General features: G+C 66.7%; 16 protein-coding genes. 10 read left to right on the top strand and 6 right to left on the bottom strand.

From position 1 onward, the window contains the following. Positions 1-257 precede the first annotated feature (257 nt). Positions 258-1,937, bottom strand: a complete 1,680-nt coding sequence (locus FHR73_RS18395; protein WP_183633158.1) for a glycosyltransferase family 39 protein — start codon at positions 1,935-1,937, stop codon at positions 258-260. 159 nt (positions 1,938-2,096) lie between these two features. On the opposite strand from FHR73_RS18395, the gene FHR73_RS18390 reads away from it, so the two are divergent. Next, a complete protein-coding gene (locus FHR73_RS18390) occupies positions 2,097-2,264 on the top strand; it encodes a hypothetical protein (RefSeq protein ID WP_183633156.1) in 168 nt (55 codons plus the stop codon). A 776-nt stretch (positions 2,265-3,040) separates the two neighbouring features. Here the strand turns inward: FHR73_RS18390 and hisN are convergent. Both hisN and FHR73_RS18380 read right to left on the bottom strand, forming a co-directional pair. Further along, positions 3,041-3,847, bottom strand: coding sequence for a histidinol-phosphatase (gene hisN / locus FHR73_RS18385; RefSeq protein ID WP_183633154.1), 807 nt, complete (start codon positions 3,845-3,847; stop codon positions 3,041-3,043). A gap of 2 nt (positions 3,848-3,849) precedes the next feature. Next, the gene (locus FHR73_RS18380) at positions 3,850-4,800 is read right to left on the bottom strand and encodes an adenosine deaminase (RefSeq protein ID WP_145249925.1); all 951 of its coding nucleotides are present in this window, start codon (positions 4,798-4,800) and stop codon (positions 3,850-3,852) included. A gap of 228 nt (positions 4,801-5,028) precedes the next feature. Between FHR73_RS18380 and FHR73_RS18375 the strand changes: the two genes are divergently transcribed. From FHR73_RS18375 to FHR73_RS18365, 3 genes are all read left to right on the top strand, one after another. Further along, positions 5,029-6,129 carry an acyltransferase gene (locus FHR73_RS18375; RefSeq protein ID WP_311630407.1) on the top strand — a complete coding sequence of 367 codons (1,101 nt, stop codon included), beginning with the start codon at positions 5,029-5,031 and terminating at the stop codon, positions 6,127-6,129. Between the two features lie 120 nt (positions 6,130-6,249). Continuing rightward, positions 6,250-7,356 carry a calcium:proton antiporter gene (locus tag FHR73_RS18370; protein ID WP_183633150.1) on the top strand — a complete coding sequence of 369 codons (1,107 nt, stop codon included), beginning with the start codon at positions 6,250-6,252 and terminating at the stop codon, positions 7,354-7,356. A 9-nt stretch (positions 7,357-7,365) separates the two neighbouring features. Beyond that, entirely contained in the window at positions 7,366-7,929 is a 564-nt protein-coding gene (locus tag FHR73_RS18365; RefSeq protein ID WP_027600931.1) for a DedA family protein, read from the top strand. Between the two features lie 869 nt (positions 7,930-8,798). On the opposite strand, the gene FHR73_RS18360 is transcribed toward FHR73_RS18365, so the two are convergent. Continuing rightward, the gene (locus FHR73_RS18360; protein ID WP_183633148.1) at positions 8,799-9,818 is read right to left on the bottom strand and encodes a branched-chain amino acid aminotransferase; all 1,020 of its coding nucleotides are present in this window, start codon (positions 9,816-9,818) and stop codon (positions 8,799-8,801) included. 243 nt (positions 9,819-10,061) lie between these two features. On the opposite strand from FHR73_RS18360, the gene FHR73_RS18355 reads away from it, so the two are divergent. After that, positions 10,062-10,553 (top strand): hypothetical protein, encoded by a 492-nt coding sequence (locus tag FHR73_RS18355; RefSeq protein ID WP_183633146.1) that lies wholly within the window; start codon positions 10,062-10,064, stop codon positions 10,551-10,553. A gap of 6 nt (positions 10,554-10,559) precedes the next feature. Here FHR73_RS18355 and FHR73_RS18350 read toward each other — a convergent pair whose 3' ends face one another. Both FHR73_RS18350 and FHR73_RS18345 read right to left on the bottom strand, forming a co-directional pair. Further along, complete coding sequence (locus FHR73_RS18350; protein ID WP_183633144.1) at positions 10,560-11,603, bottom strand: zinc-dependent alcohol dehydrogenase family protein; 1,044 nt, start codon at positions 11,601-11,603, stop codon at positions 10,560-10,562. A gap of 85 nt (positions 11,604-11,688) precedes the next feature. Next, positions 11,689-12,381 (bottom strand): 3'-5' exonuclease, encoded by a 693-nt coding sequence (locus tag FHR73_RS18345; RefSeq protein ID WP_221191604.1) that lies wholly within the window; start codon positions 12,379-12,381, stop codon positions 11,689-11,691. Between the two features lie 209 nt (positions 12,382-12,590). Here FHR73_RS18345 and FHR73_RS18340 point away from each other — a divergent pair, with 209 nt between their 5' ends. The 5 genes from FHR73_RS18340 (at position 12,591) to prpF (ending at position 22,519) form a co-directional block, all read left to right on the top strand. Further along, a complete protein-coding gene (locus FHR73_RS18340; protein WP_183633142.1) occupies positions 12,591-14,924 on the top strand; it encodes a DNA polymerase II in 2,334 nt (777 codons plus the stop codon). Then, the gene (locus FHR73_RS18335; RefSeq protein WP_183633140.1) at positions 14,924-15,712 is read left to right on the top strand and encodes a nucleotidyltransferase domain-containing protein; all 789 of its coding nucleotides are present in this window, start codon (positions 14,924-14,926) and stop codon (positions 15,710-15,712) included. Before FHR73_RS18340 ends, FHR73_RS18335 begins: the two co-directional genes overlap by 1 nt. Positions 15,713-16,225: 513 nt before the next feature. Then, complete coding sequence (locus FHR73_RS18330) at positions 16,226-20,344, top strand: CheR family methyltransferase (RefSeq protein ID WP_183633138.1); 4,119 nt, start codon at positions 16,226-16,228, stop codon at positions 20,342-20,344. A 105-nt stretch (positions 20,345-20,449) separates the two neighbouring features. Continuing rightward, entirely contained in the window at positions 20,450-21,340 is an 891-nt protein-coding gene (yghX, locus tag FHR73_RS18325; protein WP_183633136.1) for a YghX family hydrolase, read from the top strand. Between the two features lie 21 nt (positions 21,341-21,361). Beyond that, the gene (gene prpF / locus FHR73_RS18320; RefSeq protein WP_183633134.1) at positions 21,362-22,519 is read left to right on the top strand and encodes a 2-methylaconitate cis-trans isomerase PrpF; all 1,158 of its coding nucleotides are present in this window, start codon (positions 21,362-21,364) and stop codon (positions 22,517-22,519) included. The last annotated feature ends 697 nt before the right edge of the window (positions 22,520-23,216 follow it).

The raw sequence follows: 23,216 nt of genomic DNA, 5'->3' as shown, positions 1-23,216 counted from the left end.
AGGTTGGGTTGAGCGCAGCGAAGCCCAACGCTACCCAAGGCCAGGTCCCGCGTGTTGGGCTTCGACGATGGAGCCGTCTCAGCCCAACCTACGTGGGCATTGGAGCTGCCGTAGGTTGGGTTGAGCGCAGCGAAGCCCAACGGTGCCCAAGGCCAGGTCATGCGTGTTGGGCTTCGACGATGGAGCCGTCTTAGCCCAACCTGCGTGGGGTGTTGGAGCCGCCGTAGGTTGGGCTGAGCGCAGCGAAGCCCAACACCTCAGGGCACCCTCGGTAACGCCGTGAAGGCACGGAAGCGCTCCTTGAGATTGCCGGGGCGGGCGCCTTGCCAGAGCAACTGCCAGCCCGGCGGTACCGCCACGGCTTCGTGCCATTCGTCCTGCACCACCAGCACCTGGCAGGATACCTGTTGCAGACCGCTCAGCTCCTGAGGGGGATAGCCGCTGTAGACCTGCAGCATGGAGCGCTCCGATTCGCCCAGGCCGTAGCTGGCCACGCAGTCCGTCCGTGGCAGCATCCGCTGCAGCGCGGTGAAGGGCCGTGCATAGCTGTTGCCCAGATCGACCCAGGGTAGCCAGAGGCTGTTGGCCAGGGTCCAGCTGACCGTCAGGCCGACGAACCAGACGCTGGCGGCTGCCAGCTGTGCGCGCAGCGCCAGGGTGATGCCCCAGCCGACCAGGGCCAGCAGCGCGACCGCCCAGGCCAGGCGGCTCGGCGCCAGGTGTTCCGCGATCGGCAAGTGCTCGCGGATCAGCTGTGGCCAGGGCAAGGCCCAGCCCAGGGCCAGACCGATACCGCCCAGCGCCAGCAGGACGATGAGCGGCGTCCAGAATGCCAGGCTGGCATCACGCCCGAGGCGAGCGATGGCGGGCGGTGGCTGCAGCCGCGCCGCCAGCAGCGCCAGAGCCGGAAACAGCGGCAGCAGATAGAGGCTGCGGAACACCGCCGATTTGAGCAGCACCGCCAGGCAGACGAGTGCATAGAGCACCACCGTGGCCAGTCCCGGATGCCGACCCAGCCGCTTCAGCGGGCTGCCGCCACGGCGATACAGTTGCCAGAGCGTGGCGCCGAGCAGGATCAGCCCGGTGGGAAAGGACAGCGCCAGTAGGTCCTCCAGGCTGGAAGCCAGACCGTCGGTATCGCTGTTGCGCGCTTCCAGGCCGAAGAAGCGGCCGATGTTGTTGGTCCACAGCCAGGTATGGAACAGCTCCGGCGCCTGGTGCCAGAGCAGCGCCGGCCAGAGTAGCAACCAGGGCAGGGCGGCCAGGCCGGCGGCGAGCAGCCAGTGCCGTCCTTCCGGCTCGATCAGCCGCCGGGGCCAGCAGAGCGCGCAGAGCAGTCCGGTAAGGCCCAGCACCCCGGGGACCAGCAGGCCCTTGCTCATGAAGGCGATACCCAGGCCGCTGCCGAACAGCAGGCCATGGCGCCAGGGGTGGCGGTTGTCGTGCAACTGGGCGGCCAGCCCGGCGAGGCCCAGGGTGGCGCCGGCCAGCTGGGGCACGTCGGCGATCAGCAGGTGACTGTGCTGCACCACCCCGAGCATGCCCAGCAGGGCGAGCACGGCCTCGCGCCGGCGACCGGGCAGCAGCCGCTCGGTCAGCCAGGCGAGCGCGGCCAGGGTCACCAGCATCCACCCCAGCACCGCCAGCCGCGCGCCGTCGGGCGCACTCAGCCAGGACGCGGACAGCCGCGCGGCCAGGGCGCCGGTCCAGTACATCAGCGGCGGCTTTTCCATGAAGGGCGCGGTGCCGACCCGGGGAATCAGCCAGTCCGGGGTGGTGAGGAAATTCCACACCATGCCGAAGGAATAGGGCTCGTCGGCCTTCCACAGACCACGACCGAACAGACCGGCGAGCAGGTAGGCGGCCAGGCAGCCGAGCAGCAAGGCCCGCTCCAGCTGTGCGGTTCTGGGGGCGGCGGGGGAGGAAGAGGGGAGCACGGCAGGGACTCTTGGCGGGATCCTGCCGGTATACGGGAGTTGGCTTAGAGGGGGCTTAAGGGGGTAGCGGGCATGGAAGACAGAGGGCCGATCGCGGCCGTGGTGTTCCGCCGATACAGTTGCTGCTACAGGGTTGGATTGGGCCTGTAGGAGCGGCCCATGGCCGCGATTGCTTTGGGTGTTTTGCCTGCTTATCGAAGTCTGCTGAAGCTTTTTGTTTCGCCCACTCAGGCGAGTTACTTTTTTCAAACGCGGCTACGCGCCCCGCAAAAAAGTAACCAAAAACGCTTGTCCCCACGTTTCGGCCTTTCGCTGCGCTCCGGGTGATTCGCTTCGCTCACCCTTCGGGCCAGCCTGCGGCTGTTACTCCGCTTCGCTACGTCTCCCTCGGTCCGGCGCCGTGGCAGGGGCACGGCACGAAGAGGCCTCCTGCCCCTCGCGCCTCGCTCGGCATCCTGGCCTCGCAACCCCCTCCGCAACACCTGCACTCGGCCTCACTGACGGGGAAGGGACGCCAGCCTGATGCTTGGGTGTTCACAAGTTGTAGCGTGGAAAACCGCGCAGCGTTTTCCACTGGTGAGCACCGACGTCATCAGTGGACGAGGCTGCGCCGCTGTCCACGCTACGGGCTGTTCATGGCTCTTCAACTAACACTTTCAGGCTGGCGAATCGCCCCGTTCAGGAGGGCGAACGCCAGTGTCGTGGAGTGGGTCGAGCCGCATGGATGCGGCGAGAGGCCTAACGGGCCATGGACGGCCCGTGTAGGCCGACCCCGGAGCGGCGCTGGCGTGAGCGGACCCGTCGCGCAGCGGAGGGCCGGATGTCCGGGGCAAGCGTTTTTGCTTACTTTTTTCGCGTTTGAAAAAAGTGAGTCGCCCGAGGGGGCGAAACAAAATCCATCCGAGCACTCGATAAGCAAATAGGGCACCGATAAGCCAGATCTAACATTGGGCTTCGCTGCGCTTAGACCAACCTACGAAGTTGCAGTCGCCTAGGTTGGAGTGAGACGGCCCATTGTCGAAACCCAACGCGTCCGGTTTGAGCGGGGGGCCGCGTTGGGCTTCGCTCCGCTCAACCCAACCTACGGACCCACCTGCCAAGCCTCAGGCCAGATGCTGCAACCGTTCCACCAGCTGCGCATGCAGCTTCGGATCACCGCAGGCGAGGATGGCGCCGCCCTGCTGGGCATCGCCGCCATCCCAGGCGGTCATGCGGCCGCCGGCGCCTTCGATGATGGGGATCAGCGCCTGCACGTCGTAGGGCTGCAGGCCCGCTTCGATGATGACGTCGACGAAGCCCGAGGCGAGCATGCAGTAGGCGTAGCAGTCGCCGCCGAAGCGGGCCAGCTGCACCTCGGCGGCCACGGCGTCGAAGGCGGCCAGGCGTTCGGGGGTGTCGAAGATGTCGCGGCTGGTGCACATCAGCCGGGCCTGGGCCAGGTTGGCGCAGGCGCGGGTGCGCAGGGCCGCGCCGTTGCGCCAGGCGCCGGCCGGGGTGCCCAGGTAGCGCTCGCCGGTGAAGGGCTGGTTCATCACCCCGATCACCGGGCGGCTGCCGTCGTTGAGCGCCACCAGGGTGCCCCACAGCGGCAGGCCGGTGATGAAGGCGCGGGTGCCGTCGATGGGGTCGAGTACCCAGCTCAGGGGACTGCTGCCGGCGACGTTTTCCTCTTCTTCGCCGAGGATGCCGTGATCCGGGTGCTCGGCCTGGATGAGTTCGCGCATGGCCCGTTCGGCGGCCTTGTCGGCGATGGTCACCGGGTCGTAGCGACGCCCGGCGACGGCGGCGTCGCCCTTGTCGTCCACCGCCAGCTGGGCGCGGAAGTAGGGCTGGATGGCCACGGCGGCGGCGTCGGCCAGGCGCTCGGCGAAGCGTTCGTAATAGGAAATCTCGGCAGCGGTCAGGCTCATGCTCATTTCACCAGGCGGGCGTCGAGGCTGTTCTGCGCCAGGCGCCGGGCCTGCTCCTGGGTCATGCCCAGGCCTTCGTGCAGGGCCATGAAGTTCTCGGTGACATAGCCGCCGAAGTAGGCCGGGTCATCCGAGTTGACGGTGACCTTGAGGCCGCGGTCGAGCATCTTGAGGATGGTGTGCTGGCTCATGTCGTCGAACACGCAGAGCTTGGTGTTGGACAGCGGGCAGACGGTGAGCGGGATCTGCTGGTCGACCAGGCGGGCCATCAGGCGCTCGTCCTCGAAGGCGCGCACGCCGTGGTCGATCCGCACCACGCCGAGCTGGTCGAGGGCCTCCCAGATGTATTCCGGCGGACCTTCCTCGCCGGCATGGGCCACTGCCGGAAAGCCTTCGGCACGGGCACGGGCGAAGACGCGCTTGAACTTGCTCGGCGGATGCCCCTTTTCCGAGCTGTCCAGGCCGACGGCGACGAAGTGGTCGCGGAACGGCAGCGCCTGGTCCAGGGTGGCCTGGGCGGCGTCTTCGGACAGGTGGCGCAGAAAGCTCAGGATCAGCCCGCTGGTCACGCCCAGCTGCTTTTCACCATCGCTCAGCGCCTGGGTAATGCCGCGCACCACCACTTCGAAGGGAATGCCGCGATCGGTGTGGGTCTGGGGATCGAAGAAGGGTTCGGTGTGGATGACGTTCTGTTCCTTGCACTTGAGCAGATAGGCCCAGGTCAGGTCGTAGAAGTCCTGCTCGGTGCGCAGCACGTCGGCGCCGGCGTAATAGAGGTCGAGGAATTCCTGCAGGTTGCCGAAGTTGTAGGCGGCGCGCAGGGCTTCGACATCGCCCCAGGGCAGGGCGACGCCATGGCGCTCGGCCAGCTTGAACAGCAGCTCGGGCTCCAGGGTGCCTTCCAGGTGCAGGTGCAGTTCGGCCTTGGGCAGGGCGTTGAGCCAGTCGTACATGGGAGCCTCGGGATCGCTTGAATCGGAAAAAGATGGACGATTGTCGCACGCTTTGCCGGGTTTTCCGCAGGCATCCGGGTTCCCCCTGACCGATGTACGGTGGCTTCGTCGGTCAGAAATTCCCAGCATTCCACGCTTTGGGCCAGCAAAAGGCCATAACGCCTGCATTGGGTCCGGATCTGACTACAATCGGGACGCATGGCTCCAAACACCAGGCGTGAGGTATCCGTGCAGACCGTTCAGGATTACGTTGGCGGCAAGAACAACAATCTCAATCTGATTCGCATGATCGCGGCGCTCGCCGTGGTCTTCAGCCACAGTTTCGCCATCTCCAGTGGCACCGCCACGGCGGAACCCGGGCGCGAGAGCCTGGGCATGACCCTCGGCGACATCGCCGTCGACATCTTCTTCATCACCAGCGGTTTCCTGGTCACCAAGAGTCTGCTCAGCCGCGCCGATATCATCGACTTCGTCTGGGGCCGTGCCCTGCGCGTGGTGCCGGGACTGCTGGTGATGCTGATGCTGACGGTGCTCGGCCTTGGTGCCTGGCTGACCCGGGCGCCGCTGCAGGATTATCTGAGCGACGGCCAGACCTGGCTCTACCTGCTGAAGAACACCGGGCTGATCGCCGGCGCCGAATTCGACCTGCCCGGGCTGTTCGAGGGCAATCCGCTGCAGACCGTCGTCAATGGCTCGCTGTGGACGCTGCCCTTCGAGGTGGGCATGTACGGCGCCCTGGCGCTGCTGTGGCTGGCCGTGCTCTGGCTGCGCCTGGACAGCCGGCACTTCCAGCGCGCCATCCTGCTGTTCGCCGCGGGCGCGGCGCTGTTCAAGCTGTTCGCCTACTATTTCTTCGCCAGCGAATCGCACCTGCTGCGGCTGTTCCAGATGTTCTTTCTCGGCGGCGCCTTCTATGTGCTGCGCGGCTACATCCCCCTGTCGCGCGCGCTGTTCGTCGCCGCCGTGGCGCTGCTGGCGGTGGCCGCTCCCGACCGTGACAGCTTCTTCCTGGTCTACAACCTGACGCTGGGCTACGTGCTGCTCTACCTCGCCTTCGTCCCGGGCGGGCGCATCCGCGCCTTCAACGAGGTGGGCGACTATTCCTATGGCCTCTACATCTACTCCTTCCCGGTGCAGCAGACCCTGGCGGCGGTGATCCCCGGCATCGAGGCCTGGACTATGGTACTGCTCTCGATCGGCATCACCCTGCCGCTGGCGGTGGTGTCCTGGTTCCTGGTGGAGCGCCATGCCCTGGGCTATCGGCAGGCCTGCGCCACCGGCACCAAGGCGGTGTGGAAGCGCCTGGTACCGCGCGCCCGGGTGGGCTGAGGGGCCCGCCACGCGGCGGGAGCGCGGGCGGCCAGGGCCGGGGGGTGTAGCGCGGTGCGAGCGTTTTGCCGTCTACGGCGGTCGTAACAAGGCATTGCTCAACCAAGGACGCCCCTTTCCATGCTCGCCGCTCTCAAAGACGAAACCCTGCTGCTGGTCGCCATCGGCGCCACGGTGCTGGCCTATGTGTTCGAACACGCCCTGCTCGGCGGTGGCCAGACCCTGGCGCTGATCGCGGCCGGCGGTCTGATCGCCGCCATCATCTGCGCGGCCATGCGCGTGGCCCACCACGCCGAATTGCTGGCGGAAAAGGTCGGCGACCCCTACGGCACCATGATCCTGACCCTCTCCGCCGTGCTGGTGGAGGTGATCATCCTGGCGATCATGATGAGCCACGATCATTCGCCGACCCTGGCCCGCGACACCATCTATGCCGCGGTGATGCTGGACATGAACGGCATCATCGGCCTAGCGGCGCTGCTCGGTGGCCTCAAGCACGGCGAACAGCCCTACAACGACGATTCCAGCCGCAGCTACGGGGTGATGATCATCACCGCGGTGAGCATCTCCATGCTGGTGCCGGAATTCATCCCCTCGGCCCAGTGGCACGTCTATTCCTTCTTCACCATCGGCGCCATGGCGCTGCTCTACACCCTGTTCCTGCGCATGCAGACCGGCCCGCACAGCTATTTCTTCAGCTACAACTACCCGGACAAGAAGCGCAAGCGTCCGGCGGTCGAGGGCGAGGCGGCCGCTGCGGGCCATGGCGAAAGCAGCGCCACCCTTTCCATCGCCATGCTGATCGTCGGCATCGTCGCCACCGGGGCCCTGGCCGAGGTGATGTCCAAGTCGCTGGACACCGGTCTGGAAGGCCTGGCCGTACCGGCGCTGGTCCCCGCGCTGGTGGTGGCGGTGATCTCCGCCAGCCCCGAGATCCTCACCGCGCTGCGCGCGGCCATGGCCAATCGCATGCAGTCGGTGATCAACATCGCCCTGGGCGCCAGCCTGTCCACCGTGATCCTCACCGTGCCGGTGGTGGAAGCCATCGCCCTGTACAATGGCCAGCCCATCCAGATGGCCATGACCCCGGTGCAGACGGTGATGATGGCCGTGACCCTGATCGTCGCCGCCATCAACCTCAACGACGGCGAGACCAACGCCATCGAGGGCATGACCCACTTCGTGCTGTTCGGCACCTTCATCATGCTGACCATTCTCGGTCTCTAGGGACGCGCCATGATCGACAGCGAGGTCATCAGCAACTACGGCTACGGGGCCGCCGTGCTGGGCGCCCTGATCGAAGGCGACGGCGTGGCCATCCTGGCCGGCATCGCCGCGCGCCACGGCTACCTGCTGTTTCCGCTCACGGCGGTCTGCGTGGCCCTGGGCGGCTTCATCGGCGACCAGACGCTGTTCTTTCTCGGGCGGCGCTACGGCGACAGCATCCTCGGTCGCTTCAAGCGCCAGCAGGCGCGCATCGACTGGCTGCGCAGCCGCATCCATCGTCACGAGGCGCTGTGGATCATCGGCATCCGCTTCGCCTACGGCTTCCGCCTGATCGGCCCGCTGCTGATCGGCGCCAGCGGCGTACGCCCGCGACGCTTCCTGTTCTACAACATCATCGGCGCGCTGCTCTGGGGCTTCGTCATGACCGGCATCGGTTATGCGGTGGGCGAAATCCTGCGGGATTTCTTCGCCGAGCATCATGTGTCGAAGCGCTGGCTGATCGCCGCGGCGATCTGCGTGGCGGTGCTGTTCATCGGCGCCCGCGCCATCCTGCGGCGGCGCGAGGGGGTGTAGGGGTGCTTTTGTAGGTTGGGTTGAGCGCAGCGAAGCCCAACGCTCCTGTGTACTCGTCTGCGCCCCAGCTTGTTATCGAGTGTTTTGAAGGTTTTTGTTTCGCCCACCCGGGCGAGTTACTTTTGTCAGTCGCGACTGCGCGCCCCGGACAAAAGTAACCAAAAGCGCTTGCCCCACCATCCGGCTCTCCGCTGCGCTGCGGGTCCGCTCACGCCAGCGCCGTTCCGGGGTCGGTCCAGATGGGCCGTCCATGGCCCACTGGACCTCTCGCCGCATCCCTGCGGCTCGACCCACTCCACGCCACTGGCGTTCGCCCTCCTGAACGGGGCGATTCGCGCGCCTGATGCCTTGGGTGCAAACCGGTAGGGTGGACAACGGCGCAGCCTTGTCCACGTGTTAAGCGTTACTCCCTCAGTGGAAAACGCTGCGCGGTTTTCCACGCTACGAATATCTAAACACCTCAGCCTCAGGCTTGCGCCCCGTCCCCGTCAGTGAGGCCGAGTTCCGGTGTCGTTGTGGAGGTTGCGAGGCAGGACGCCGAGCAAGGCGCGAGGGGCAGGAGGCCCCTTCGTGCCGTGCCCCCGCCACGGCGCCGGAGCGAGGGCACCCGGAGCGCAGCGGAGGGCCGAAACGTGGGGACAAGCGTTTTTGGTTACTTTTTTCGCGTTTGAAAAAAGTGACTCGCCCGGGTGGGCGAAACAAGAGCCCAAGCAAAGCTCGATAAACGGCTAGGGCACCGATAAGCCCAGACCTCTCGGCCAAACTCCGCAACGTTGGGCTTCGCTCCGCTCAACCCAACCTACCAAACCCTGTCGGCCAACAAAAAAGGCGCCCTGAGGCGCCTTCTTCAAACCAACCCAACCCTCAAGTCAGACCTTGACGATCCAACCCTCCGGCGCGGGCTTGTCGCCGGTCTGGATACCGGTCAGTTCTTCGTACAGCTTGCGCGTCACCGGGCCGACGTCGGTCAGGCTGTGGAAGACGTGCAGCTTCTCGCCGTACTGGATGCCGCCGATGGGGGTGATGACCGCCGCGGTGCCGCAGGCGCCGGCTTCGACGAACTGGTCGAGCTGGTCGATATGGACGTCGCCCTCGACCACTTCCAGGTTCAGCCGCTCGCGCGCCAGGTCCATCAGCGACATGCGGGTCACGCCCGGCAGCACTGATTCGGAGCGCGGGGTGACGAACTTGCCGTCACCGGTGATGGCGAAGAAGTTGGCCGAGCCGACTTCCTCGATCTTGCTATGGGTCAGGGGGTCCAGGTAGATGCAGTCGGCGAAGCCTTCGGCCTTGGCCTGGGCGCCGGGCATCAGGCTGGCGGCGTAGTTGCCGCCGACCTTGGCGGCGCCGGTGCCCTGGGGCGCCGCGCGGTCATAGCCGGAGATGACGAAGTTGTGCGGGGTCATGCCGCCCTTGAAGTAGGCGCCGACCGGGATGCCGAACACCACGAAGTGGAATTCGGGGGCGGTGCGCACGCCGATGTTGTCACCCACGCCGATGACGAAGGGGCGCAGATAGAAGGCGCCGCCGGTGCCGTACGGCGGGATCCAGGCCTCGTTGGCCTTGACCACCTGCTGGCAGGCATCGATGAACATCTCGGTGGGGACCGGCGGCATCAGCAGGCGGGCGCAGCTCTTGTGCATGCGCGCGGCGTTGCGGTCGGGGCGGAATAGGTTGATGGAGCCGTCCTGGCAGCGATAGGCCTTGAGGCCTTCGAAGCACTGCTGGCCGTAGTGGATGGCCGTGGAGCCTTCGCTGATGTGCAGCTGGTTGTCGCGAGTCAGCTCGCCGGGTCCCCAGCTGCCGTTGCGATAGGTGGCGATATAGCGGAAGTCGGTCTTGATGTAGTCGAAACCGAGGGTCTTCCAATCGATGTCCGCAGCGCTCATAGATCCTCGCAGTGCTCTCCGGCGGCTAGGCCGGTCGTTTCGTGGTCGGGCCGTACGCCTCGCCGGCGACGGTTCAAGGGGGTGGACGAGGCGGGCTCGTCGCTAGACTGTGAAAGATACCGCTTATCCGGACCGGCGGGGGCACCTTTCAGCCAATCGGGTCTCCAAAGTCTGACGCTGGCCCTTTGCCGCCTCGGCCTGCTGCCTCAGGCTAGACGCCGGGGTCATCACCAGGAGCTCGTTTTGAAAACAATGATGGCGTTGCTGGGTGCCTTGACCCTGCCAACGCTCACGGCGCAGGCCGCCGGTATCTTTACCGATGGATTCGACGCGGCGCTCAATCGCCGGGTCATCGAATGGCGCGGCGCGCCGTCGCCGGAAGGCATCGTCTTCAGCGTCATCGCCAGTCAGTTCAAGACCAGTGCCGGCAACGCCACCACCGACTTCCGCACCCAGCTCTCCACCTTTGGCGACAAGGTGCGCTTCCATGGCTGCAGCGCCAGTCGCTGGGAGATGAACGGCCAGATCTACCTGCCGCTCAAGGGCCAGTACCGCATGGCCGGGCTGGACGAGCGCTATGGCGAATACTTCGTCGCCCAGCCTACCCGCCAGGACCTGGAGTGGGTAGCCATGAACACCCGCGTCCACTATCGCCTCTGCCGCCTGCGCGAGACCCTGACCGCCGAGGACCTGCAGGGCCTGCGCTGGGTGTTGCAGGCGGCGGAAGCCGACTAGCCCGGGCTAGTCGAAGCGGGTGATGACGGTCACCCCGGTGCCTGCGAACTTGTCCATGTGCATCAGCGCGGCGCCGGACTCGGCCAGGCTGATCTCGCGGCCGATCAGCTTCTCCGGCGCCAGGGTGCCCTGGCGCAGCATGGCCATCAGCACGTCGTAGCGATGGGCCTGCATGCCGTGGCTGCCGAGGATTTCCAGTTCCCGGGCGATCACCAGGTTCATCGGCAGCGCCGGGGTCGCCTGGTCACCCATCAGCAGCCCGACCTGGACGTGCTTGCCGCGCTTGCGCAGGCAGGCGATGGAATTGCAGCAGGTGGTGGGGTGGCCCAGGGCATCGAGGGAGACGTGCGCACCGCCGCCGGTCAGTTCCTGCACCGCTTCGGGCACGCTGGCCACCTGGGTGGCATCGATCGTCGCCACCGCGCCAAGCCGACGCGCCAGCGCCAGCTTGTCGGCGGTGATGTCGATGGCCACCACCTGGGCGCCCAGGGCGCGGGCGATCATGATCGCCGAAAGACCGACGCCACCACAGCCGTGCACCGCGACCCACTGGCCGGCGCTGACCCGGCCCTGATCGACCACCGCGCGAAAGGCCGTCACGAAGCGGCAGCCCAGGCTGGCCGCGGTGGCGAAGTCCAGTTGCTCGGGCAGGGCGACCAGATTGAGATCGGCCTGGTGGATGCCGACGTACTGGGCAAAGGACCCCCAGTGGGTGAAGCCGGGCTGGAACTGGTGATCGCAGACCTGCTGGTGACCGGCATGGCACTGCGGACAGGCACCGCAACCACCGACGAAGGGCACCGTCACCCTGTCGCCGGCGCGCCAGAGGATCACGTCCCTGCCCACCGCCTCGACCACCCCGGCCAGCTCGTGGCCCGGCACATGGGGCAATCTGATGTCGCTGTCATGGCCGACCCAGCCGTGCCAGTCGCTGCGGCAGACGCCGGTGGCCATGACCCTGAGCACCACGCCGTGGGCTTCGGGGGTGGGGTCCGGCACCGTGCACAGGCGGGGTGGCGCGGAAAAGGCTTCGTAGACGACGGCTTGCATGGCGGGGCCTCGGACGGGATGACGACTCCAGTATGGCAAGCCGCGCGGAGTTAGCCTGTCTGCTTGCCGGTACTTTGTCGCTCGGCTAGCCCGCCAGGGCCTGCAGTCCGCTCCAGGTAGCCGGCGCCTCGTCGCCCAGCGCCTGCACCAGGGCGGCCTTGAGTCGGCAATCGGGCAGGGCGCGATGGGTTTCCTGCACGGCGACGCCTTGCTGGCGGGCGGCCATGGCCAGGGACTTGCGGCGCCAGCCGTCCTGGCTGCGGCTGTCCAGACTGGGCTCCTGCCAGAAGTGCGCATAGAGCTGCATCAGGCAGTGCAGGCGGGTGCCATCCACCAGTTGCACCGGTGGCGTCTCCCGTTCCAGTTCCGGCGGCAGGGCCTGGCCGTGGAGGCGGGCATTGTGCGCCAGCAGGCGGTAGTCGAAGGCCATGCCGTAGGCCAGCACGGTGCGGCCCCGCAGCAGCGGCCAGAGGGTGGCGAACACCTCGGGAAAGCGTGGCGCCTGGGCCAGGTGGGCATCGGTCAGGCCGTGGATCAGCGTTGCCTCGCGGGGTACGGCGATGCCTGGGCGGACCAGGGTATCGAGCAGCACCCGGCCGCTGAGGGTCATGACCGCCACCTCGATCAGCTGGGCATCCTCGCCCAGACCGGTCGCCTCGGTATCCAGCACCAGGACGTCCTGCTCCAGCCAGCGACGCGCCTGCTCGCGCACCCGTGCTTGCTGGGCGTTGTAGCGGGGTGGGACAGCGCTGGAAAACGACGACGACAACGGATTCATACACGGCCTGACAGCTGAAAACTAGGGTGCGCCCAGGAACCGAACAGTCGGCTCTACGACGGGTGTGGGCATTCGATGCAAGATCATCGCCACAGGACACAGGCCATTCGGCGGGGGCGACGAGCGGACCACCTGGCGCGTCGAGGTCGCCTGTACCGGCCGGCCTTGCGAGAATGGGCTCTTCATCCATGTCGAGGAGCGCCACCGCTTTGGCCGCCGTCCAGGGTTTCTTGCTGACACGCCTTTGGCGCGAGACTTCCACCGGGATGGAGCTGGTGTTCTGGTTCGCCACCGACAGCGGTCCGCACCAGTTGCGGGTGCCGGCGCAGCAGGCGGTGGCCTTCGCCCCGGCCGCGCGACGGGCGGACATCGAGCGCCTGCTGCCGGCCGGGGTGGAGATCCGCGAGCTGGCGCTGCAGGACTTCCAGCGGCGCCCCGTCCTGGGGCTCTATGCGCCGCGCTATCGCACCCTGCGCGAACTGGAGCAGCGCCTCCCCGCCGCCGGCATCGACGTCTACGAGACGGACATCGCCCCGGCGGATCGCTTTCTCATGGAGCGCTTCATCACCGCGCCGGTGACACTGCCCACCGCCGACGGCGCGCCCTTGCGGCCGGATCCCGACTATCGCCCCTCGCTGCGCACCCTGTCGCTGGACATCGAGACCAGCGAGCGCGGCGAGCTCTACAGCATCGGCCTGCACGGCTGCGGCCAGCGCCAGGTGTACATGCTCGGCCCGCCGACCGGGGAAGACGCCGTGGTGGACTTCGACCTGGAATACGTCGCCGACCGCGCTACCCTGCTCGAACGCCTCAACGCCTGGATGGCGCGCCACGATCCCGACGTCATCATCGGCTGGAGCGTGCTGCAATTCGACATCCGCGTGCTCCATGAGCACGCGCGCAAGCTGGGTGTGCCGCTGCACCTGGGCCGTGGCGCCGTCGAGGACGATCGCTACGAACCCGGTGGCCAGGGCCGGCCCTTCCACGCCCTGCTGGCCGGACGGCCGATCATCGACGGGGTGGAGGCGCTTAAGTCGGCGACCTGGGTGTTTCCCTCCTACAGCCTGGAGAACGTCAGCCGCACCCTGCTGGGCGAGGGCAAGGCCATCGACAATCCCCACGACCGCATGGCCTCGATCAACCGCATGTTCGCCGGCGAGAAGAGCGCCCTGGCGCGCTACAACCTGGTGGATTGCGAACTGGTCACGCGGATCTTCGCCAAGACCGGGCTGCTGCGCTTCCTGCTGGAACGCGCCAGCGTCACCGGTCTGCCGCTGGAGCGTCACGGCGCCTCCATCGCCGCCTTCTACCACCTCTATCTGCCGCTGATGCACCGCCAGGGCTTCGTCGCGCCCAATCTCGGCGCCCAGCCGCCCGAGGCGAGCCCCGGCGGCTTCGTCATGGATTCCCGGCCCGGGCTCTACGACTCGGTGCTGGTGCTGGACTACAAGAGCCTCTATCCCTCGCTGATCCGCACCTTTCTCATCGATCCGGTGGGCCTGGTGGAGGGCCTGGCGCTACCCGAGGCCGAGACGGTGCCGGGCTTTCGTGGCGCGCGTTTCCATCGCACCCGGCACTGCCTGCCGGAGATGGTGGCGCGGGTCTGGGAAGGGCGCGACGCGGCCAAGCGTGCCGGCAACGCGCCCCTGGCCCAGGCGCTGAAGATCATCATGAACAGCTTCTATGGCGTGCTGGGCACCCCGCACTGCCGTTTCTTCGATCACCGCCTGGCCTCGTCCATCACCCTGCGCGGCCACGCGGTGATGCACCAGACCCGCGAGCTGATCGAGGCCCGTGGCCATCGGGTGATCTATGGCGACACCGATTCCACCTTCGTCTGGCTCGGGCGCGCTCACGAAGAGGCCGAGGCCGAGCGCATCGGTCGCGACTTGGTGGCGGCGGTCAACGCCCACTGGCGTGAGCAACTGCAGGCCGAGCTGGGACTGGAAAGCCACCTGGAGCTGCAATACGAGACCCACTTCAGTCGTTTTCTCATGCCCACCATCCGCGGCGCGGAAGAGGGCAGCAAGAAGAGATACGCCGGGCTGCGACCTGGTGCCGATGGCCAGCCGGAGCTGGTGTTCAAGGGGCTGGAGACGGTGCGCAGCGACTGGTCGCCGCTGGCCCAGCGCTTCCAGCGCGAACTGTACCTGCGCATCTTCACCGGCGAGCCCCACCAGGACTATGTGCGCGACTTCGTCGCCCGTACCCGCGCGGGCGAATTCGACGACCTGCTGGTCTATCGCAAGCGCCTGCGCCGGCCGCTGGATGAGTACCAGAGCAATCTCTCGCCCCAGGTCCGCGCGGCGCGCCTGCTGGAGGCGGAAGGCGCCCGGCTGGGCCGCCGCAGCCGCTTTCGCCGCGGCGGCTGGATCAGCTACCTGATCACCACCGCCGGCGCCGAACCGCTCGAACTGCCCCATGCGCCGCCGGATTACGACCACTATGTGCAGCGCCAGCTGGCCCCGGTGGCAGACGCCATCCTGCCCTTCGTCGGCGACCGCTTCGATCGGCTGCTGGATCAGCAAATGGGGTTGTTCTGATGTACACCGCTGACAACGGACTGGATGCGGCGGGTTTTATCCGCCAGCTGCCGAAAGTGCCCTTCCAGATCGAGTACCAGGCAGTGCTGGCCGCCGTGCGTAACCAGTTGCCATCCTTGCTGGGCACTCATCTGGTCGCGCTCTATGTCTATGGCAGCGTGGCGGAGGGTCGTGCCCGACCGGGCCAGTCGGATCTGGATCTCACCTTGATCCTGAGCGACGCCTGCCCGAGCACCAGGGTGATTGAACTGGAGCATCTGCGGCGCACGCTGGAGCTTGGCTACCCCGAAGTCAGCAAGATCGATTTCGATCTCGGGCGCCGAGCCGAGGCATTGGCCTCCGCCAATCGTCTCAGTTGGGGGTTCTGGCTCAAGCACCATTGTCGCTGGCTATGGGGCGAGGATCTGGCGCGGCGTCTTGCCCCTTTCAAGCCGAGTGCTGCCATCGCTCAAGCGGTGAATGGTGCGGTGGTACCTGAGCTGGAAGGGTATCTGCACACCCTGGACACGTGCACGCTGCCCGCCGAGCGTTTGCGCCTACAACGAGAGGCGGCGCGGCGGCTGCTGCGCGCGCTTCTGGCGCTGCGTCGGCCTGATGAGACCGACTGGCCTTGGACCCTGGAAGAGCATCGGGCGCGGGCCTTGCGGCTGTATCCCGAGCAAGGGGTCGTAATCGAGTTCTTCTACACCGAAGCCCTGCGACCTCAGGCGGGCGCTGTCGAATTCCGCCAGCGACTGGCCGCCTTCCTTGGCTGGTTCGCCCAACAGGCAGGGTCACCGGAACCTTAGTACCAGCGTGATTGCTGGCAGGGCCACTTGCGCAGCCGGGAGCACCCTCACCCCAGCCCTCTCCCGCAGGCGGGAGAGGGGGCGGATCGGCGTGGATGGTACGTTCGGCGTAGGGTGGATGACGGCGCAGCCTCATCCACGCGTGCTTCCTGATATGGCCACTCGCGTGGCCGGGAACACCCTCACCCCAACCCTCTCCCGCAGGCGGGAGAGGGGGTGGTTCGGTGCGTGCAGAGGGTTCGGCGCGGTGCCTTTCCACCCACCCCCAGAACCTCCTCTCGCCCCAGGCTTTCCCGCGCTTCGCTCGCACTTGCCCTGCACTCGCCAGTCCCATTTAGGCGGTACCTTCCCGATTTACGTCCTCCTGCGACAGGATGAGGCCGGCCCTCCTGGCGTGCGCTCGTTATACTCAGGCCGGCGGCAGGCCTCTTCCGCGCGAAAAGGCGGATGGCCTGGCGGAATCGGTGCTGACGCGGCGATCACGATTTTTGCGGATTTTCAGACGGCGGATAGATGAGCAAACAGGTGGACGTGGCCAGACCCAACAACTCCAAGCACCTGACCCCTAGTGATCTGCCGTTTCCGGTGGTGGGGATCGGGGCTTCCGCCGGGGGTATCCAGGCACTGCTGCGCTTCTTCGAGGCCCTGCCGGCCGACTGTGGCATGGCCTTCGTGGTGGTAATGCACCTGTCGCGGGAACACCAGAGCACGCTGGACCAGATCCTGCAGCGCGCCACCCGGTTGCCAGTGCAGCAGGTCACCCAGCCGGTGCCCATCCAGGCCGAGCACATCTATGTGATTCCGCCAGGCCATGACCTGGCCATGAACGATGGCTATCTGCGTCTGAGTCCGTCGGAACGCCCTCAGGGCGATCATGTGGCGGTGGACCTGTTCTTTCGCACCCTGGCCGATGTGCACAGGACTCATGCCGTGGCCATCGTCCTCTCGGGGAATGGTGCCGATGGTGCCGTGGGCCTGGGGCGGGTCAAGGAGCAGGGCGGGGTGACCCTGGCCCAGGCGCCGGAAGACGCCGAATTCGATTCCATGCCCAGCAGCGCCATCGCCGCGGGCGCCGTGGATTTCATCCTGCCCGTGGTGGAGATCCCGCAAAAGCTGCTGGAACTGGCCGCCACCATCAGTACCCTGAGCCAGGGCGAACTGCGCCAGCTGGACTTCGAAACCCGGGTGCCCGGTCCGTCCAGCAAGGCCATGCAGCTGGCGCTGCGCGACATCCTCACCCTGCTGCGCACTCGCACCGGGCACAACTTCAAGCAGTACAAGACCGCCACGGTGCTGCGTCGGGTGGAGCGGCGCATGCAGGTCAACGCGATCGCCGACATGCCCACCTATGCCAGATTTCTCCACGATCATCCTGAGGAAACGCCAGCGCTGCTCAAGGACATGCTCATCGGCGTGACCAACTTCTTCCGCGATCGCGAGGCCTTCGAGGCCCTGGAGCGCGATGTCATGCCGGAGTTGTTCGAGCAGCTCCAAGGCGCCGAGGACGACCAGGAATTACGTGTCTGGAGCGCCGCCTGCTCCAGTGGCGAAGAGGCCTATTCGCTGGCCATGCTGCTGACCGAGCAGGCCGAATTGCGCCAGTCCGCCGCGCGGCTACAGGTGTTCGCCACCGATCTCGATGAGCATGCCCTGGCGGTGGCCCGCCATGGTGTCTATCCCGGTTCCATCGTCACCGACGTCGCGCCCGCGCGCCTGCGCCAGCACCTGCTCAAGGAGCAGAATCAGTACCGGGTGAAAAAGGAGCTGCGCGAGAAGGTGCTGTTCGCCCAGCACAACCTGCTCAGCGATCCGCCGTTCTCGCGTCTCGACCTCATCAGTTGCCGCAACCTGCTGATCTACCTGGATCGCGAGGTGCAGGCCGAGATCCTGCACACCTTCCATTTCGCCCTCAAGCCGGGGGGCTATCTGTTCCTCGGCAGTTCCGAATCGGCCGATGTGCAGAGCAATCTGTTCGCTACCGTCGACAAGAAGAACCGTATCTACCGGGCGAAGCACACCACCAGCGTGATACGGCCAACGCCGCTGCTCAACCTCAACCCAGGTATCCAGAGCGTGCGCCTGCCGCCGCACCAGGTCGGTCGGCGCAAGAAGGTGTCCTTTGCCGAGGTGCATCAGCGGGTGCTGGAGCAGTACGCGCCGCCGAGCATCATCGTCGACCGCGAATCCAACATTGTGCACCTGTCCGAGCGGGCCGGACGCTTCCTGCGCTATGTCGGTGGTGAGCCCAGCTACAACCTGCCGGCGCTGGTGCTGGAGGAGTTGCGCCTGGAGCTGCGCACCGCGCTGTTCCAGGCGCTACAGAGCAACAAGAGCGTCGAGGCGCGCCGCGTGCACATCCAGCGCGACGACCGCAGCTACTACATCAACATGGTGGTGCGGCCGTTCCGTGACAGCGACACCAGCACCGACTACATGCTGGTGCTCTTCGACGAAGTCGAAGACGTCATGAGCACCGACTCCACCAGCGATCACACCGAGGCCAAGGACAGCGTCCTCACCCAGCTGGAAGCCGAACTGCAGCGCACCAAGGAACAACTGCAACTGACCATCGAGCAATCCGAGACCTCCACCGAGGAGCTCAAGGCCTCCAACGAGGAATTGCAGGCGATCAACGAGGAGTTGCGCTCGGCCACCGAGGAACTGGAGACCAGCAAGGAAGAGTTGCAGTCGATCAACGAAGAACTGATCACCGTCAACTACGAGCTCAAGTCCAAGATCGAGGAAACCGGCAAGATCAACGACGATCTGCAGAACCTCATCACCTCCACCGACATCGCCACGGTGTTCGTCGACCGCGGTATGCGCATCAAGAGATTCACCCCGCGCGCCGCCAGCATCTTCAACATCATCGTCAGCGATACCGGCCGCTCGCTGCTCGATATCACCAATCGGCTGGACTACCCCGAACTGGCCACCGACGCTAATCAGGTGTTCGAATCTCTTGGACAGATCGAGCGGGAAGTCCGCAGCCACGACGAGCGCTGGTATCTGGCGCGGCTGCTGCCTTATCGCACCGCCGAAGACCGCATCGAAGGCGCGGTGCTGACCTTCATCGACATCACCGAGCGACGCCTGGCCCAGGATCGTGCCCGCGCTGGCGAGGAAAACATGCGTCTGGTGGCTCAGACCATTCAGGATTACGCCATCGTCACCCTGGACGCCGCTGGCATCATCGACAGCTGGAATGGGGGCGCCACCCGGCTATTCGGCTACAGCGAGCGCGAGGCCCTGGGCCAGCCGGTAGGGCTGATCTTCACCCCAGAAGACATCGCGGCCCAGGTGCCGGAAGCCGAGATGCGTCAGGCCCGGGAGTTGGGCGCCGCTCAGGACGAACGCTGGCTGAGACGCAAGGACGGCAGCCGACTTTACTGCGCTGGGGTGCTCAGTCGCATGAGCAGCGTCTCCGGTGGCCAGGGGTTCGCTAAAATCGCCCGGGATGCCACCGCCGACCATATGCAGGCCAGCGAAACGGCCAATCATCAGGCCCAGCAGCGCGCCCTGGGGCAGCTCAAGGACGAGTTCTTCGCGGTCATGTCCCATGAGCTCAAGCACCCGCTCAATCTGATCCAGCTCAACAGCGAGCTGCTGACCCGTTCACCGGTGCTGCGCGACGTGCCCCTGGCGCGTCGTGCCACCGATGCCATCCAGCGCGCGGTGCGCAGCCAGGCGCAGATCATCGACGACCTGCTCGACCTGTCGCGTGTCCGCACCGGCAAGCTCAAGCTGGAGCGCCAGAGTCTGGACCTGGCCCAGCAGCTGCGCGAGATCGCCGAGGTGATTCGCCCGCTGGCAGGCGAGGTGCAGGTCAGTTGCTCACGGCTGCCCGAGGCGCCGCTGTACGTCCAGGCGGATGTCACCCGGGTTGGCCAGATCGTCTGGAACCTGCTCAACAACGCCATCAAGTTCACCCCAGCGGGCGGCCGGGTGGAGATCAGTCTGGGGGTGGAGGGGGGCGAGGCCCGGTTGGACGTCACCGACAATGGCCAGGGCATAGCGCCGGACTTCCTGCCGCGGGTGTTCGACATGTTCGGTCAGGCGGAAATGAAATATACCGCCCGCGCCCAGCACGGCCTGGGGATCGGGCTGGCGCTGGTCAAGCAACTGGTGGAAGCCCATGGCGGGCGCATCGAGGCCCATTCCGCAGGCCCTGGGCTGGGCGCGCGCTTCAGCGTCTGGTTGCCCCTGTGCGAGGATGAAGGGCGCCATCCGCCCGAGGCGCGGGCGGATGACCAGTCCATCGCCGGGTTGCGGATTCTGCTGGTGGACGATTCCCGCGATATCGTCGAGACCCTGCAACTGCTGCTCGAAGAGGAGGGCGTCCGGGTCACCACCGCGACCGACTCCCAGGGCGGCCTGGCGCTGGCCCAGGAACGCGACTTCGACGTCATCCTTTCCGATATCGGCATGCCGGAGATGGACGGCCACGAATTCCTGCGCCAGGTGCGGGCGGGCGATCGCAATGTCGGCACGCCGGCGGTGGCGCTGTCCGGCTATGGCACCCGGCTGGATATCGACAAGGCGCGGGCGGCGGGTTTCGCCCGGCATCTGAACAAGCCGGTCAGCTTCGAGGCGCTGATCGCCGTGCTGCACGAACTGCAGGCCTCCAGCTAGAGGCGGGCAGTGGCATAGTCAGACGATACGCGGCACACTCGGGAGCCACCGAGGCGCCTGGCCATTCGCGCCGGATGCCCCGTTTCCCGCCAGAGGAGCGCCGCGATGACCCGCCTCACCGCCAAGGATTTCTCGCCCGAACTGCTCGAACTCTATGACTTCTATGTGCATGGTCGCATCAGCCGTCGCGACTTCCTCGCTCGCGCCGGCGCCTGCGCCGCGGTGCTGGGCCTGTCGGCCACCGGGGTCCTGGCGGCCCTGACGCCCAACTATGCCCTGGCCACCCAGGTCGAGTTCACCGATCCGGATATCGTCGCCGAATACGTCTACTACCCCTCGCCCAAGGGCCATGGGCGGGTCCGCGGCTATCTGGTGCGCCCGGCCAAGGCCAGTGGCAAGGTGCCGGCGGTGGTAGTGGTCCATGAGAATCGCGGCCTCAATCCCTATATCGAAGACGTCGCCCGGCGCCTGGCCAAGGCCGGTTACCTGGCCCTGGCGCCGGATGGCCTGACGGCCATGGGCGGCTATCCCGGTAACGACGACAAGGGTCGCGAACTGCAGCAGCAGGTCGATCCCGAGAAGCTCATGAACGACTTCTTCGCCGCCGTGGAAACCCTGATGAGCCACGAATTCAGCACCGGCAAGGTCGGCATCACCGGTTTCTGCTACGGCGGCGGGGTGGCCAACGCGGCCGCCGTGGCCTACCCGGAGCTGGCTGCGGCAGTGCCCTTCTATGGGCGTCAGCCGCGCGCCGAGGAGGTGGCCGCGATCAAGGCGCCCCTGCTGATCCATTACGCCGAGAACGATCCACGTATCAACGAAGGCGCCGCGGCCTACGAAGCGGCGCTCCAGGCGGCCGGCAAGACCTATGAGGTGCATCGCTATGCGGGCACCAACCATGGTTTCCACAACGATTCCACCCCGCGCTACGACGAAGCCGCCGCGCGGCTGGCCTGGGACCGTACTCTGGGCTGGTTCGGTCGCTATCTCGTCTAGGCACCCTGACGGAGACCCAAGATGCCGCAACTGCGTATCCCCGCCGTCTACATGCGTGGCGGTTCCAGCAAGGGCGTGTTCTTTCATGCCCGCGACCTGCCGCCGGCCGGTCCGGCGCGCGATGCGCTGCTGCTGCGGGTGATCGGCAGCCCCGATCCCTACGGCAAGCAGATCGACGGCCTGGGCGGGGCCACCTCCAGCACCAGCAAGGTGGTGGTGATCGCGCCCTCCTGCCGCCCGGACTGTGACGTCGACTACCTGTTCGGCGCCCCGGCCATCGAGATGCCGGTGATCGACTGGTCGGGCAACTGCGGCAATCTCAGCGCCGCCGTCGGCCCCTTCGCCATCAGCGAGGGCCTGGTCCAGGCGCCGCGCGAGGGCCTGGCCAGGGTGCGCATCTGGCAGGCCAATCTCGGCAAGCGCATCCTCGCCCACGTCCCCATGGCAAATGGCGAGGTGCAGGAGGAGGGGGATTTCCGCTTCGACGGCGTGGCCTTCCCGGCCGCCGAGGTGGTGCTCGATTTTCTCGATCCGGCGGGCAGCGATGGCAGCGTGCTGCCCACCGGGCGAGCCGTTGACGAACTGGACGTCCCGGGGCTGGGCCGGCTGCCGGTGACCCTGCTCAATGCCGGCAATCCCACCGTCTTCGTGCGGGCCGAGACCCTGGGCCTCAGTGGTACCGAGACCCAGGCTCAGGTCAACGGCGATGTGGCGCTGCTGGAGCGCCTGGAGGCCCTGCGCGCGGCGGGCGCGGTGGCCATGGGCCTGGCCGCGACAGTCGCCCAGACCACGGCGGAGCGCCCGCACACGCCCAAGCTGTGCCTGATCGCCGAGCCCCAGACCTATCGGGTGGCCGGGGGCAAGCAGGTCCAGGCCGAGGAACTCGACGTCATCGCGCGGATGATCTCCATGGGCAAGCTGCACCACGCCATCCCCGGCACCGGCGCGGTCGCCGTGGCGGTGGCCGCGGCGCTGCCCGGGACCCTGGTCAACGCTGTCACCGGCGACCTGGCGGGCCGCCAGGTACGCATGGGGCACACCGCCGGCACCGTGGCGGTCGGCGCCCAGGCCCGCGAGGTGGCCGGTGTCTGGCAGGTGGAAAAGGCCAGCATGAGCCGCAGCGCCCGGCGCCTGATGGAAGGCTGGGTGCGGATACCGGCGGAAAGTCGGTTGGGTTGAGCGCCGCGAAGCCCAACAGCTGGGATACCTCTGCGCTGGAGCGCCCTCACCCCAGCCCTCTCCCAAGGGGAGAGGGGGCGGTCGAGTCTGGTGCGGGTTGTGGCCCGTGCGCCTTGGCCGCGTCACCGTAGCGTGGAAAACCGCGCGGCGTTTTCCACGGGGCGCACCTTCACGCCATTCGTAGACAAGGCTGCGCTGTCATCCACCCTACGGTCGATCAGCCGCGTAGGTTGAGCGCAGCGAAGCCCAATGAGGGAGATATTCTGGTGCACCTCATCCCTCACCCCAGCCCTCTCCCTGGGGGAGAGGGGGCGGTCGAGTCTGGCGCGCGTGTGGCTCGTGCACTACCGCCGCGTCACCGTAGCGTGGAAAACCGCGCAGCGTTTTCCACTGGGCGCACCTTCACCTCTTCGTGGATAAGGCTGCGCCGTTATCCACGCTACGGTCGATCAGCCACGTAGGTTGAGCGCAGCGAAGCCCAACGAGGGAGATACCGTGGCGCACCTCAGCCCTCACCCAGCCCTCTCCCGAGGGGAGAGGGGACGGTCGAGCCTGGTGCGGGTTGTGGCGCATGCGCCTTGGCCGCGTCACCGTCGCGTGGAAAACCGCGCAGCGTTTTCCACGGGGCAAGCCCCGGCTCCATTCGTGGATAAGGCTAAAGCCGTTATCCACCCTACGCCTCCCAACCGCCCCCTCT

Source organism: Pseudomonas sp. AS2.8, assembly GCF_014190935.1.
Classification (GTDB): domain Bacteria; phylum Pseudomonadota; class Gammaproteobacteria; order Pseudomonadales; family Pseudomonadaceae; genus Chryseomonas.
Note: the sequence above shows the minus strand (reverse complement) of the source record. Positions and strands in the feature narration are given on the sequence as shown.